Source organism: Pseudomonas sp. H3_E04, assembly GCF_054668915.1.
In genome coordinates, this window is record NZ_CP162797.1 from 4,867,395 (window position 1) to 4,881,348 (window position 13,954).

Annotated in this window: 14 protein-coding genes; all 14 read right to left on the reverse strand. The window is 63.5% G+C overall.

Annotated features, from left to right (window positions below; genetic code table 11):
* Positions 1-22 precede the first annotated feature (22 nt).
* From AB4N53_RS21955 to AB4N53_RS22020, 14 genes are read right to left on the reverse strand one after another with little or no spacing between them, the layout of a single operon-like run.
* Positions 23-1,249, reverse strand: coding sequence for a beta-ketoacyl-ACP synthase (locus AB4N53_RS21955; protein WP_460123184.1), 1,227 nt, complete (start codon positions 1,247-1,249; stop codon positions 23-25).
* On the reverse strand, positions 1,249-1,977 hold the full coding sequence (gene fabG / locus AB4N53_RS21960; protein WP_073471609.1) for a 3-ketoacyl-ACP reductase FabG2: 729 nt from the start codon (positions 1,975-1,977) through the stop codon (positions 1,249-1,251). Before fabG ends, AB4N53_RS21955 begins: the two co-directional genes overlap by 1 nt.
* Positions 1,970-2,434 carry a hotdog family protein gene (locus AB4N53_RS21965; RefSeq protein WP_460123187.1) on the reverse strand — a complete coding sequence of 155 codons (465 nt, stop codon included), beginning with the start codon at positions 2,432-2,434 and terminating at the stop codon, positions 1,970-1,972. Before AB4N53_RS21965 ends, fabG begins: the two co-directional genes overlap by 8 nt.
* Positions 2,431-3,627, reverse strand: a complete 1,197-nt coding sequence (locus AB4N53_RS21970) for a beta-ketoacyl-[acyl-carrier-protein] synthase family protein (protein ID WP_460123190.1) — start codon at positions 3,625-3,627, stop codon at positions 2,431-2,433. Before AB4N53_RS21970 ends, AB4N53_RS21965 begins: the two co-directional genes overlap by 4 nt.
* The gene (locus AB4N53_RS21975) at positions 3,624-4,235 is read right to left on the reverse strand and encodes a hypothetical protein (RefSeq protein ID WP_460123193.1); all 612 of its coding nucleotides are present in this window, start codon (positions 4,233-4,235) and stop codon (positions 3,624-3,626) included. The genes AB4N53_RS21970 and AB4N53_RS21975 overlap by 4 nt, the downstream gene beginning before the upstream one ends.
* Complete coding sequence (locus tag AB4N53_RS21980) at positions 4,235-4,960, reverse strand: class I SAM-dependent methyltransferase (protein ID WP_460123196.1); 726 nt, start codon at positions 4,958-4,960, stop codon at positions 4,235-4,237. Before AB4N53_RS21980 ends, AB4N53_RS21975 begins: the two co-directional genes overlap by 1 nt.
* Positions 4,957-6,204 carry an NAD(P)/FAD-dependent oxidoreductase gene (locus AB4N53_RS21985; RefSeq protein WP_460123199.1) on the reverse strand — a complete coding sequence of 416 codons (1,248 nt, stop codon included), beginning with the start codon at positions 6,202-6,204 and terminating at the stop codon, positions 4,957-4,959. The genes AB4N53_RS21980 and AB4N53_RS21985 overlap by 4 nt, the downstream gene beginning before the upstream one ends.
* Positions 6,191-7,354: a cation:proton antiporter gene (locus tag AB4N53_RS21990; protein WP_460123202.1), complete on the reverse strand. Its 1,164-nt coding sequence runs from the start codon at positions 7,352-7,354 to the stop codon at positions 6,191-6,193. Before AB4N53_RS21990 ends, AB4N53_RS21985 begins: the two co-directional genes overlap by 14 nt.
* Positions 7,351-9,681, reverse strand: a complete 2,331-nt coding sequence (locus tag AB4N53_RS21995; protein ID WP_460123206.1) for an MMPL family transporter — start codon at positions 9,679-9,681, stop codon at positions 7,351-7,353. Before AB4N53_RS21995 ends, AB4N53_RS21990 begins: the two co-directional genes overlap by 4 nt.
* Entirely contained in the window at positions 9,665-10,267 is a 603-nt protein-coding gene (locus AB4N53_RS22000; protein WP_460123209.1) for an outer membrane lipoprotein carrier protein LolA, read from the reverse strand. The genes AB4N53_RS21995 and AB4N53_RS22000 overlap by 17 nt, the downstream gene beginning before the upstream one ends.
* Positions 10,264-10,689: an acyl-CoA thioesterase gene (locus AB4N53_RS22005; protein ID WP_039756713.1), complete on the reverse strand. Its 426-nt coding sequence runs from the start codon at positions 10,687-10,689 to the stop codon at positions 10,264-10,266. Before AB4N53_RS22005 ends, AB4N53_RS22000 begins: the two co-directional genes overlap by 4 nt.
* Complete coding sequence (locus tag AB4N53_RS22010) at positions 10,682-12,226, reverse strand: HAL/PAL/TAL family ammonia-lyase (protein ID WP_460123212.1); 1,545 nt, start codon at positions 12,224-12,226, stop codon at positions 10,682-10,684. Before AB4N53_RS22010 ends, AB4N53_RS22005 begins: the two co-directional genes overlap by 8 nt.
* Entirely contained in the window at positions 12,207-13,154 is a 948-nt protein-coding gene (locus AB4N53_RS22015; RefSeq protein ID WP_460123215.1) for an LpxL/LpxP family acyltransferase, read from the reverse strand. The genes AB4N53_RS22010 and AB4N53_RS22015 overlap by 20 nt, the downstream gene beginning before the upstream one ends.
* Positions 13,151-13,885 carry a glycosyltransferase family 2 protein gene (locus AB4N53_RS22020; RefSeq protein ID WP_460123218.1) on the reverse strand — a complete coding sequence of 245 codons (735 nt, stop codon included), beginning with the start codon at positions 13,883-13,885 and terminating at the stop codon, positions 13,151-13,153. The genes AB4N53_RS22015 and AB4N53_RS22020 overlap by 4 nt, the downstream gene beginning before the upstream one ends.
* Positions 13,886-13,954 lie beyond the last annotated feature (69 nt).

A 13,954-nucleotide genomic window follows, 5' to 3' on the forward strand; every position in this document is an offset into this window, starting at 1 on the left:
TCCTTGACCTGGATTGATTCGGTTATGCCCAGCGGCGGAAGATCAACGAGGTGTTGACGCCACCGAAAGCGAAGTTGTTGTTCATCACGTAGTCGTGGTGCATCTGACGAAATTCGCCGCGCAGGTAATCGAGCTTGCCGCAGTGCGGGTCGACCTCGTCGAGGTTGAAGGTGTGCACGTAACGGTCGCTGTTGAGCATCTCGATGCTGAACCATGACTCCAGCGCACCGCAGGCACCGAGGGTATGGCCGAGAAAGCTCTTCTGCGAGCTGATCGGCATGTGTTCGCCGAACAAGCTGCTGGTGGCCAGCGTTTCGGCGATGTCGCCCTGTTCGGTCGCGGTGCCGTGGCCGTTCACATAGCCAATGGCGTCCGGACTGAGGCCGGCATCTTCCAAGGCCAGCTCCATGGCGCGGCGCATGGTGACCTGTTCCGGGCGGGTTGTGTGCTGGCCGTCGGCGTTGCTGCCGAAACCGACGATTTCCGCGTGAATGTGCGCGCCACGGGCGAGGGCGTGTTCCAGCTCCTCAAGCACGAGCATGCCGCCACCTTCACCAATCACCAGACCGTCGCGGCCCTTGTCGTACGGGCGTGGGCTGGTCTGGGGTGCATCGTTTTTCAAGCTGGTGGCGTAGAGCGCGTCAAACACCATGGCTTCGGTTGGGCACAGTTCTTCGGCACCGCCGGCGAGCATCAACGGCAGGCGGCCGAACTTGATTGCTTCGTAGGCGTAGCCGATGCCCTGGCTGCCGCTGGTGCAGGCGCTGGAGGTCGGGATCAGGCGGCCGGTGAGGCTGAAGAAAATGCTGATATTGGCGGCGGTGGTGTGCGGCATCATCCGCACGTAGGAGTTGGCGTTGAGCCCCTCGGCCACCGAGTTGAGCAGCATGTTGCCGAAGGCTTTGATCTCGTCAGTGCTACCGGTAGATGAACCACAAGCGACGCCCATGCGCCCGTCCTTGATCGATTCGTCACCGAGCAGGCCAGCATCGGCCAGAGCCTTTTCTGCTGCGCCGACCGCCAGTCGCGAAACCCGGCCCATGCTGCGCAACTGCTTGCGGGTCCAGTGCGACGGTACGAGAAAATCATCGATAGGCCCGGCCAGACGTGTGTTGAGTTCAGTGAAGCGATCCCACTCGTCCATCCGGCGAATGCCGCTGCGATTGGCCGCGAAATTGCCGGCAATGGTCGGCCAGTCGCTGCCCAGAGAGGTGATGCCGGCCATGCCGGTGACGACGACGCGTTTCATCAGCACAGGCCTCCGTTGACCGCCAGCACCTGGCGGGTGATGTACGAGGCTTCCGCCGACATCAGGAAATTCACCGCAGCGGCCACTTCTTCAGGGGTGCCCATGCGTTGCGCGGGGATCATTTTCATCAGTTCCTCCACCGGCACGTTTTCGTCGAGCATGGCCGTGTCGATCAGGCCAGGGGCGACGCAGTTAACGGTGATTTTGCGCTTGCCCAGCTCGATCGCCAATGCCTTTGCCGCACCGATCACGCCGGCCTTCGAGGCGCTGTAATTGACTTGGCCACGGTTGCCGATCAGGCCCGACACCGAGGTGATGCAGACGATGCGCCCGGCGGCGCGACGACGGATCATCGGCATCATCACCGGGTGCAGGACGTTGTAGAAACCGTCGAGGTTGGTGCGCAGGACCACGTCCCAATCGTCATCGCTCAGCGCCGGAAACGCGCCGTCGCGGGTCAGCCCGGCGTTGAGCACCACGCCGTAATAGGCGCCATGGTTTTCAACGTCGGCTTCGAGAATGCTTCTGCAGGATTCGCGGTCGGCGACGTCGAATTGCAGGATGCGTGCGCGGCGCCCCAGTGCTTCGATTTCGGCCTGCACCGCTTGGGCTTCAGTCATGCCGCTGCGGCAATGCAGGACGATGTCATGCCCGGCCTGCGCCAGACGCAAGGCAATGGCGCGGCCGATGCCACGGCTGGAGCCGGTGACCAGTACGGATTCAGTCATCGTGCGACTCCTTCGTCTGCTGCAGATATTGGTTGGCTTGCGGCGGACGGAACACGTTCAGCCGCGCGCTGGCATGTACGCCGTCGCCGTGGATATGGCATTCGAATACGCCCATGCCGTTGTCGTCTTCCAGTGAGCGCAGGCCATGGATGCTCAGCTCGCTGCCGGCCGCAAAGGCTTGGACATTGCACTCGAATTTGCGCGTGCCGAGGAGAAAGCCCAGCTCCACCGGATTGCCTTTTTGCCGCGCGTGACAACCGGCGAAAGCGGCGACGCTCTGCGCCATCAGTTCGACGCCGACCCACGCCGGCAGGCTGCCGTCGGGCAGGTTGAACAGGCCGTCCGGCTTGACCGTCAGGCGGGTGAAGATCTGCTCGTCATCGAAGCGCTCGATGGCGTCGATCAGAATCATGTCGCCGGCGTGCGGCAGCAGTTCGGCGAGCGGCCAGTGGCTCATGGGGCGTCTCCGATTATCAGGCTGACGTTGTTGCCGCCGAAGGCAAACGAGTTGCTCATCAGGTAGCGCGGTGCAATGGACGTCAAGCGTTCGCTCGCGGTCACCCAGTTGAGCGGCGGCAGCGCGGGATCGGCCTGGCCATCCCAGATGTGCGGCGGCAACGCCTGTTCAGGGTTTTCGGCACTCAGGCTCAGCCAGCAGAACGCCGCTTCCAGCGCGCCGGCCGCGCCGAGGGTGTGACCGGTCAGCGGCTTGGTTGACGAGCAGGCGACGCCTTCGGGAAACAGCGCCGCGACCGCCAGGCTTTCCATGGCGTCGTTGTGCGCAGTGGCGGTGCCGTGCAGGTTCAGGTAGTTGATTTGCCCGGCTTGCAGATGAGCGCGGCCAAGGGCTTTTTGCATCGCTTGCAGGGCGCCGCGACCGCTCGGCTCCGGCGCGGAAATATGGTGCGCATCCGAGCTGGCGCCCGCACCCAGCAAGGCGATTCCCGGGCCTTCGCCGCGCTGTTTGCTCATCACGAACAGCACCGCTGCTTCGCCGATATTGATGCCGTCGCGGTTGGCGGAAAACGGATTGCAGCGTTCATCTGAAACGGCTTCCAGCGAAGAAAAACCGTTCAACGTGAGCTTGCACAAACTGTCGACGCCGCCGCACAGCACCGCGTCGCACAGGCCCAGATCGAGCAGGCGCTGAGCGCTCATCAGCGCGCGGGCGCTGGAGGTGCAGGCGGTGGAAATCACGTAGGCCGGGCCGCTCAGTTGCAGCCACTCAGCGAGGAAGTTCGCCGGGGCACCGAGTTCCTGCTGGCGATAGTCGTATTCGCGGGGAAACTGCTGCTCGCGGATGTAATGCGCCAGACCCCGGCTGGCCTCGTCGATGCCCGAGGTGCTGGTGCCTAGCACCACGCCAATGCGCTCACGGCCATAGGTCTGGATCGCGCGGTTGATGTCGTCACGAATCTGCAGCGCGGCTTCCAGCAGCAGTTGGTTGTTGCGACTGCTGTGCTCGATCAATTCGGCCGGGATCGCCGCCAATTCACCGTGCACGCCGGCGACAGGCAGCTCACGTTCAGCGACCCAGCCAGACTCGCGGCGCATGCCCGAACAGTCGCCGGCAAACAGATTGCGCGCGACTTCAGACTTGTCGCGGCCCAGGGCGCAGATCACGCCGAGGGCATTCAGGTAAGCGGTCATGGCGTCGATTCACCTAACTGGGAAACGCGATAGTGCGGGCCTTGGGGCAGATTCAATTGGAAGCTCAACGGTTGTGAATAGCGGACGTTCCAGCGTGCCGGCAGTGAGCGCTGATCGGTTGTTTGCCGGGCGTCGGGATAGTTGCGCAGCAGCTCGGCGGAAGGCGTCAAAGCGAACAGCAATGCGCCGAACAGCTCCCGTGCCTCGGGATTGGGCGGCAGCAGACCGTCGGCCTGCCAGTGCCCGTTGATCAGTTGCTGGCGGGCCTGGGGAATGCCCAGCGGATCCATCATCGACCAGCGCGTGCCGGCGCCTTCGCGCTGGATCACCAGCAGCCAGTCCTGACGCTGCCCGGCCTGCTCGCGCTCGATGTGCAGTTGTAGCGGCAGGGGCAGCGTCGGGTTGGCAGCTGGTAGTGGCGGCTGGCTGGCGCAGGCGCTGAGCAGCAAGGCTGACAAAACGATCACCAGCCACGCAGCAATCCCTGTGGGAGCGAGCCTGCTCGCGAATGCCATCTGACATTCGCCACTTTGGCTGACTGATACACCGCTTTCGCGAGCAGGCTCGCTCCCACAGAGTTTCAGGTGTTCAGATCGATAGCCGTACATCAGACAGGTTCCTGCAATGGCTTGCGCGCGACGACATTCACCAGCGTCTCTTCGCGCTCACCGAATGGCTTGGGTTTGCTCAACCTCAACCGTTCCAGCAAACCAAAATCCTTCGACCGGCTCCACCACAGATAGGGGTAGGAAACATTGCGCTCGGCAAACTCGAAACCCTGCTCGCGGATCATCTGCAGATAGCCGGCGGCGCTCTTCTGCACTTGCATCGGATGGCGGAACAGCCAGCGAATCACCCAGGTATCAATGTAAGCCTCGGTGGACTCGGCGAACAGCAGATAGCCGCCCGGCTTGAGCACGCGATAGAACTCGGCCAAGGCCTTTTCCTGCTCGACCAGATGATGGAAAGTCTGGTGACAGAACAGCAGATCGACGCTGGCATCGGCGACGTTGAGCGTGGCGCAATCGCTGCCGATCAACTCGACTGGCATGTCCAGGCGCGTGGCCTCTTCGGCGCTGAGTTGCAAACTGTGCGGGTCGGCGTCGACGCCGATCAGGCGCTGCGGGGCAAAGGTCTGGCGCAGGTGGCCGAACGACTTGCCCTGACCGCAACCGGCGTCCAGCAGCACCGGGTGTTCCGGCAGCGGCTCACTGAATAATCCACGCAGATCGTTGATCGCCACCCGCAGCACATGGTGCTGCCAGGTGTGGCTGCGCAGGAACCAGAGGCCGAAGCGGGTTTCCTCGACGTAACTGTCGCTCAAGTAATTCATGAGGCGTCCTGCGCGCAGAGTTGGGAAATCATCTTCAGCCGGCGCCGCGCTTCACTGACGAACGGGTTGCGCTCGTCCCAGGCGTAACCGGCGAGGATCGAGCAGATCATCCGGCGAATTTCCGCCTGGCTGTCCTCATAGAAAATCACGTCCTGGAAGGTCCCGGCGTACCAGCCTTCGACATAGCAGCGGAAGGTGTCGACACCGCGTTTCAACGGCTCGGCAAATTCACGTTGCCAGTCGACCGCTTCCCCCTGCAACTGACGATGCAGCACGCCGGCAGCCATGCTCGCCGAACGCATGGCAATGGTCACGCCGGAGGAGAACACCGGGTCGAGGAATTCTGCGGCGTTGCCCAGCAGCGCGAAGCCCGGGCCGTGCAGGGTTTTCACATTGGCCGCGTAGCCGCCGAGGGTGCGCGCCGGGGTGTCCCAGACCGCGTTATCGAGAACCCCGGCGAGGCTTGGCGTCTCGGCGATAAAACTGCGCAGGCAGGCATCGAGGTCGCTGTCGCGTCCTGAGAAATGTTCCTCAGCCGCCACCACGCCCACCGAGCAGCGGCCGTTGCTGAACGGGATGGTCCAGAACCACACATCGCGATGCTCGGGATGGGTGGTGACGAGGATTTTTTCGCGGTCGAACGCCGGATTGTCGATGTGATCTTCGACGTGGGTGAACACGGCCTGACGCACCGGGAAATTCGAAGGCGCTTCGAGGTCGAGCAGGCGCGACAACACGCGGCCATAGCCGCTGGCATCGAGGACGAAATCGGCTTCGACGCGGTACTCGCTGCCGTCTTCGCGACGCACATCAAGGAATGGTTTCGCCTGATCGAAATCGACGCTGACGATCGCATCGCCATAGCGGATTTCCGCACCTTGCAATGCCGCTTGATCGGCCAGCAACTTGTCGAAATCGGCGCGCTGCACCTGGAACGTGGTCGGCTTGCCGGCGGTGAAGGTGTCGCCAAAATCGAAAGCGCTGTAGCGCTCGCCCCAGGCAAACGCCGCGCCGGTCTTGCGCTGGAACCCGGCGGCGTTGACGGCGTCGAGCATGCCGGCTTCTTCGACGAAATCGAGGCAGTGGCTGAGCAGGCTTTCGCCAATGGAGAAGCGCGGGAAGTGCTGGCGCTCGAGCACCAGCACATCGTGGCCCTTGCGCTTGAGCAGGGCGGCGGCGATAGCGCCGGACGGGCCGGCACCGATGATCACGACCTGACGGGATTCCATTTCAACGATTGGCACGTGAGCTCCGGGGCAAGGGATTGTTCAGATTCAGAGGCGCGCGATGCAGGCCGGTCAGGGCCGGCAGCAGCGTCGCGATCAGGCCCATCAGCATCAGCGCGAAATACAGCGCCGGGGTGATGAGCTGTTGTTGCAACAACAGATTGAGAAAGACGATTTCGCTGAGGCCGCGAATGTTCAACAGCACGCTTTCGCGCCAGCGACTGGCGCCAGCGAACGAGGCGCCCGCCCAACCGAGGCCGAGCCAGTTACCGAGCAGTTTACTGGCAATCGGCAACAGCAGCAGCGCCGCCCATTGCCCGGCGTCGAGGCTGGCGAGGGCGCTGTGCACGTCGATCTGGACGATGCCGAACGTGAGGATCAGCGGGATTGCGATCCACGTTTGCAAGCGGCTCATCCAGCGCGCCGGCAACGGCAGCACCAACGGCACCTTCAGCAGCGCCATGCACAGCAGATAGCCGATGCCGAAAATCAGCGCGTTGAGTGTGTAATGTTCGGCCATGACCAGCAGGGCGAAGAAGCCGAGGCTGTAAGTCAGTGGGCGACGAACGCGCAGCAGGTGCAAAAGCAGCGGCACGCCGGCCATGGCCACGGGCAGCAACAGGCTGCTCAGGTGCAGGCTGCCTTGAGCGAGGCCGAACAGCGTCCAGCAGGTCAGGTCGATGAGAATTGCGGTCTGCACCAGACGCCGTGTGGCGGCGGGTGGGTAATCGATGTGACGCAAGTACAGGTACAACACCGGGATCGCCGTAATCGCGAAGACCAGTCCGATGGCCAGTGCGTTGAGCCACGGCTGCGACGGCAGCAACCAATACGCGACCGCCAGCCCGCAAGCGAACGGCACAGCGAAACTCGGCACAGCGATTTTTACGCTCTGGCGATCCAGACGCAGATCGATGACATCGCTGAGGATGTGCCCGAGCAGCAAGGCGAAGCTCAGGCTATAGAGGTTTTTCAGCCAGTGCGGAGCGATCAGTTGTGCGCCGCTGAGCTGCCAGCCCGGTTCGATCCAGAAATACATCAGCAACGGCAAACCGAAGCTCGCCAGCAGCAACTGACTGACGATCGGAATCAGGCCGAAATGCCGGCCGACCCGGGTCGCCAGCGCAAACAGCGCCAAGGCCAGCAACCAGAAGCCGAAGACCATCATGCGCTTGTCTCCGCAGCCGGTTCATGGCGCCCGGCCCACGGCGCGAGCATGAAGCTGAACGCCAGACCGAGACTGACCGACAGGCCGAAGTTGCTCACCGCCGGCGTGCTGGAAACCGCCAGCAGACCGAACGACAGCCACGTCGTCACAGCGGCGAGCAAGGTACCGAGCAGGCTCACCGCCGCGCCGCCGACCTGTTCACGCATGAGAATTGCGTAATCGACGCTGATCGCCGTCACCAGCAGCAGGCCGAACAGGCTGAACAGGGTCAGCGGCTGACCGAGCCAGCCGAGGCTGGCCAGACTGCACAGCGCCGCCAGCAGTGGCAGGGCGACGATACGCAACGCGCCAGTCAGGCCGAAAGGCAAGATCAACACCAGCACGATCAGCACGCAGGAGGCCAGTTTCAGTTCGGCGGCGCTGACCTGTGTGGCGGCAAACACCCTGTTCAGATCACCGAGGCGATCAACCAGCACCACTCCCGGCAAGTCCAGTGCCTGCACGCGCAGCAATGACGGATTGTTCAAGCCCTGCAGGCTGGTGATTGCTGCAACGCCGTCTTCAGTCGGGCCAAGCCATAGCGTGCGATACGGCTCACCGAGCGGGCCAGCCAGCGCGGCGTCGATGTCTTCGGCGGGCAGGGTCTGCAATTGCTGCAATTCGTTTTGCAACGCCGTCACCGGCACGCCGAGATCGAGCAGCGGTTGCCAGAACGACGGCAGCTTGTTCAGTGACTCGCGCACTTGCTGTTGCTGGCTCGGCGCGCTGACCAGTTGATCGAGGGCCAGAAAACCTTGCAGTTTGTCGAGGTTGACCAGTTGTTGCAGTCGCTCGCTCAGCGCCGCCTGGCGCTCGAGCAGTTGCTCCTGATTGGCCGCACGGACGAGGAAGAACTGGCTGGTCGGTTGATACCCGGTGATGCGCGCGATGGTCTGCGCTTCGTCGGTCAGATGCTGCGGCGCGCCGACCCATTGGCGGATGTCATTTTTGCTCTGCAGCTGCATCAGGCCGCCGACGCAGAAGGCGATCAGCACGGCCAGCAGCATGGGCGTGCGCATGCGACCGAGCAGCGCCTCGCGCAGATGAATCAGGCGTTCGGCCAGACGCAGCGGCCATTGCGCCGGGCGCAGTTCGACATTGCTCAGCAGTGCCGGCAGCAGGCAGACCGCAGATAGATACGCACCGAGCAAGCCGGCAGCGGAGAACACGGCGATCTGCGTCAGCGCCGGGAACGGTGTCCAGGCCAGCGCCAGGTAGCCGATAACGCTGGTGATCAGGCTCAGGGTCAGCCCCGGCAAGGTCAGGCGCAGGGCCGGCCAGCTGCGCCAGGGCTTGAGGCTCCAGCTTTTGGACAGATAGTGCAGTGGGTAATCCACGGCGACGCCGATCAGGCTTGAGCCGAGCACCAGCGTCATCACATGCATGTGGCCGAACAGTGCCACACAGGCCACCGCGCCGAACAGCATGCCCACCAGCACCGGAACAAACGCCAGCAGCACGCGCCAGCGGCGAAACGCCAACAGCAGCAACAGCAAAATCCCGACCGTGGCGCCGCCGCCGACCCAGGTCATTTCGCGGGTGGCCTGTTGCTGACCGTTGGCGGCGTAGAGCAGGCCACTGGCGGCGAGCAACTGCACGTCGCTTTGCGCCGCTTGCTCGCGGCTGCGCTGGAGCAACTCTGCCACCTGCAGCGGCAGGTTCATGTCGAAGGCGTTGCCGGTGGTACGCGCACGCAGCATCACCCAGCTCTTGCCGTCGGCATCGGCGACCAATGCGCCGCTGCCGATGTCCAGTTGCACCGCGCCGTGTTTCGGCTGGCCGTTCTGGATGCGTCCGGTCAGGCCCAGCCAGTCGTCCTGGCTCGGCACCAGGGTAAAGCCGTTGAACGGGTCGAACAGCGCTTGCACCCGCTGCTGGATGAAAACCTCGGGATGTTCGCTGAGCAGTTGCCGGTCATCCGCCGAGAGCATCGCCAAACGCCCTTGCAGCAATTGCTTGCGCAGCGCCGGCAAGTCGGCTTGCAGGTTCCACTGCACGGTTTCGAACAGACCGCTGGCCTGCCATTGTTCGCCCAGTTGCTGGGCCATGGTCAGCGCTTGCTGGCGATCGGCGTGGCCGACCAGCACCAGCATTTCGCGGTTGAGCGGCTCCTGCATGCGCTGCTCGGCGCGCGACTCCAGCGCGTCGGGATTGGTGCCGGGCACCAGTTCCATGAGATTGGCCGACAGCGGCGCACCGTCGCGCCATTGCCAGGCGGCCAGCGCGACGACGGCCAGCAGCAGGCTCAGAAACAGCCAGGGCAGCCTGCGTTCACTCGGCAAAGTCATGTTGCTCCGCTTCGCTCAGGGGTTGCTCGGCCGTGCTGTCCTGCATGCGCAGCAGGGTGCTGTCGCCCTGGGTTTCCAGCAGTTCGATGCTTTGCACAAGGGCGCCGCCATCGATGTTGATTTGCTTGAACACTTGCTTGAGCAGCACCGAACGCGGCGTCAGGGTCAGTTGCCACTGCTGGGCCGTGCCGCTCAGGGCCAGTTCGAAATCGCGCTGCAAACCGCTGCTGTCACCTTGCAGCACGGCGAGGAACAAACGGTTCTGCTCGGCGCCGGCGCTCTTGTTCGGCAGCAGTTGCCAGCCGTTGGTATCACGGCGGGCGATGCCCTTGGCGGTGATGCGGTAGTCCTGCTGCAGCGGGGTTTTCAACAGCCACAGCAGGCCGTGATTTTTGGCGAGAACGAAGCTGCCCCTGCTGATCAGCGGCTGCGGCAGGGCGCGCAGGTGTTTTTCCTGAATGAACTGGCCGTGGATAACGTCCGGTTTCGCCAGTTGTTCACTGAGTTGTTGCAGGTCGAAGGCATTGGCCCATGACGACACGGCCAGCAGCGTCAGTGCGCCGAGGCTTCTGAAAAACACATTCATCGCAGCATCCTTTCCACGGCATCGGTGAAGACTTTTGGTGAAGCCAGTTGCATCTCGCGGCTGCTGACTTCGACAGCGACCTGCACTGAGCTGGCGCGGGTCAGGCGTTCGCCGGTCTGCAGGTCGGTGATCAGATAATTGATCTTCAGACGGTTTTCCCACTCGACCAGACTGGCTCGCACGTTCAGCCGCTGGCCGAACACCGCACCGCGCACGTAGCGAAGTTGCAGATCGATGATCGGCCAGGCGTAACCTGACTCGACCATATGTGTGTAGTTATGGCCGATCTTGTCCAGCAGCGCACAGCGCGCCACTTCGAGGTATTTGACGTAATGGCCGTGCCAGACCACGTGCATGGTGTCGACGTCGAAAAACGGCACCAGAATCTCGGTATCGGCGTGAAGCACTCCGGCACTACGCATGCAGCCTCCAGTGTTGCGCGGCGATGCGTTGCAGGCACAGGCGCAGTTCGCCTTCCAGCGCCCGGTCTTCGATGACCGGCGGGAAGTCTTTGCCGAGTTCCTCGTGCATCGCCGCCAGTGCCGGCGGCAGCGGGCGCGCATCGGCGGCTTGAGCGCGCAGCCACACGCCTTGGTTGGCGGCGAGCAGCGTGGCGGCGGCGACCTGTTCGGTCAGCTCCAGCACGCGAATCGCATCACGGGCGGCGATGGTGCCCATGCTCACCTTGTCCTGGTTGTGGCACTCGGTGGAGCGCGAGAACACGCTGGCCGGCATGGTGTTTTTCAGCGCTTCAGCGGTCCAGGCGCTGGTGCCGATCTGCACCGCCTTGAAGCCGTGATTGATCATTGCCCGATCGGCGGGTGCGCCGGAGAGGTTGCTCGGCAAGCCGTGGTTGTAGCGCTCGTCGACCAGCAACGCCAGTTGCCGATCGAGCAGATCGGCGACGTTGGCCACGAGGTTTTTCAGGCTGTCCATGGCAAAGGCAATGTGCCCGCCGTAGAAGTGCCCGCCATGCAGAACGCGCTCGGCTTCGGCGTCGATGATCGGGTTGTCGTTGGCGCTGTTCAGTTCGGTTTCGATGAAACCGCGCAGCCAGTTCAGGCTGTCGGCCAGCACACCGAGCACATGCGGCGCGCAACGCAGCGAATAACGATCCTGCAGGCGATGCAGCGGTGCAGTCGGCGCGTCGATCGCCAGATCCTTGCGCAGCCACGCGGCGACTTGCATCTGCCCTGGGTGCGGTTTGGCGGCGAACAGGCGTTCGTCGAAGTGCTCCGGATTGCCTTGCAGCGCGACGACATTGAGCGCGGTGATGCGCGTGGCCAGTTGCAGCAGATAATCGGCGCGAGCGAAGGCGAGGCAGGCGAGGCCGGTCATCACCGCTGTGCCGTTCATCAGCGCCAGCGCTTCTTTCGGACGCAGCACCAGCGGCGTCCAGCCCAGCTCGCGATGCACGTCGGCAGCCTGACGGCGTTCGCCACGGAACATCACTTCGCGCTCGCCGGACAGGGTTGCGGCGACATAGGACAGCGGCGTCAGATCGCCGCTGGCACCCACCGAACCCTCTTCGGGAATCAGCGGCAGGATGTCGTATTCGAGAAACGCGTGCAGACGCTCGAGCAGTTCGACGCGCACCCCGGAAACGCCGTGACACAACGACTGCAAACGCGCCGCCAGCACCGCGCGGGTCGCCTGCGCGTCGAGCAGCTTGCCAAGGCCGCAACCGTGAAAGGTGTAGAGATGACGCGGCAAGGCTTCGACATGATGCAGCGGCACCGCGACCACGCAGGAATCGCCGTAACCGGTGGTGACGCCGTAGATCACGCCTTCCTTGTCCAGCAGCGAATCGAGAAACCGCGCGCCCTTGGCGATGCGCTCGCGATAGTCGGCGTCAGCCTGCAACTGCACGGGTGCCTGACGGTTGGCCAGGGCCAGCACGTCTTCGATGCGCAAAGGGCGTTCGCCGAAAATTACCGGCTCATGGGTTGGCGTTGTCATCGGTCTTCCAGAAAGGGTAAAAGTTGAACCATTGCTGCGGGGCTTCGAGGCAATAGTGACTCAGGCGCTGCGCGTAGCGAGTGGCCCACTGATGAATGACCTGCTCGCGCTCGCGGCGTGTCCACACCACCGCGTCGGCGAACGGTTCGAGGGTCAGACGATAGTGGCCGTCGGCTTGCTTGAGGCACATCAGCAGATTGACCGGGCACTTGAGCAGGCCGGCCAGCAACCACGGGCCTTGCGGAAATGGCGCCGGATGGCCGAGAAAATCCACCGTCACGCTGCGCCCGCCGTGCAGCGGCACGCGGTCACCGGCAATCGCCAGCCACTCGCCGCGTTCCAGCCGTTCGTGCAGTTGCAGCATGATCACCGGGTCGAGTTCGCTGACCTGGATCAGGCGCAGATTGGTCGCCCCGGCCTCGCCGAGCAGGCGGTTGAATTGCTCGGCGTGCTTGGTGTGCACCAGAACGTTCATGGTGACCTTTTCGCCGATTTCCGCCAGCGCGCGGCAGACTTCGAGATTGCCCAGATGCGCGCCGACCAGCAGTTGCCCGCGACTGCCGCGTAACTGCTTGCGCAGCAGCGCCGGGTCGATGATTTCGATCTGCTCGATGCTCAGCTTGCCGTTCCACACGTCGAGCTTGTCGAGCAGCGAATCGGCAAAGGTCATGAACTGGCCGAACACCCGCCAGTGGCTCGGGCGCAAGTCGTCGCGCCGGCTCCACTCGGCCAGCCGCTGCTGGTACTGCCAGGCACTGCGCCGGGCGATGCGGCCGAACAGGAAGAAATACAGCACGATGCCGTACAGCAACGGACTGAGCAGGCGGCGGCCGAGGACTTTGGCGGCGAACGCGGTGAATTTCATCAGCAGGAAACTGCCGCGCTCTTCGCGGTCGGCCCAGTGCTTCTTGTCGACTTCTTCGCTCATGGTTTCCACCGCCGCCAGAGGATCAGCGGCCAACGCAGCAACATGCCGAAGAACAGCCGCGTGTGCATGCTGGAGATCAGCGCGTTGTCGTGGAACAGGCGAAAGTGCGACACGCCGTCCAGCGGGTAATGCACGCTGGTCTGCAGCCAGCGCATCGGCTGATTGCGCCAGGCCAGACGGACGAGAATGTCCGAGTCGAAATCCATGCGCTTGCCGACTTTGGCCGAGTCGATCACGGCCAGAGTCGGCGCCAGTGGATAAACGCGGAAGCCGCACATCGAATCGCGAATCTGCAACGACAGGGTGTTGATCCACACCATCACGTGGGTCAGGTAGCGCGCGTACAAACGCCCTTTGGGCACGCTCTCGTCGAACAGCGGATAGCCGCAGATCATCGCCTCGGGATGGGCGCGGGATTCGCCGACGAAGCGCGCGACGTCGTGCAGATCGTGCTGGCCGTCGGCATCGACCTGCAAGGCATGGCTGTAGCCCAGACGCGAGGCTTCGCGCAGGCCGGTCATCACCGCACCGCCCTTGCCCTGATTGACTGTGAGACGCACCAGGAAAACCCCGTCGCGCTCGGCCAGGGTGTCGAGCACCCGCGCGCAGGACGGCTCGCTGGCATCGTCTACCAGAATGCACGGCAGACCTTGTGTGAGCAGGGCATCGACCACGGTGGTGATCGCGGTTTCGTGGTTGTACACCGGGATTACGGCGCAGGGGTTATGCATACCGTTTCTCCACTGGAAGACCGCAGTGACTGCTTCGCGAGCAGGCTCGCTCCCACATGAAATCGCGCT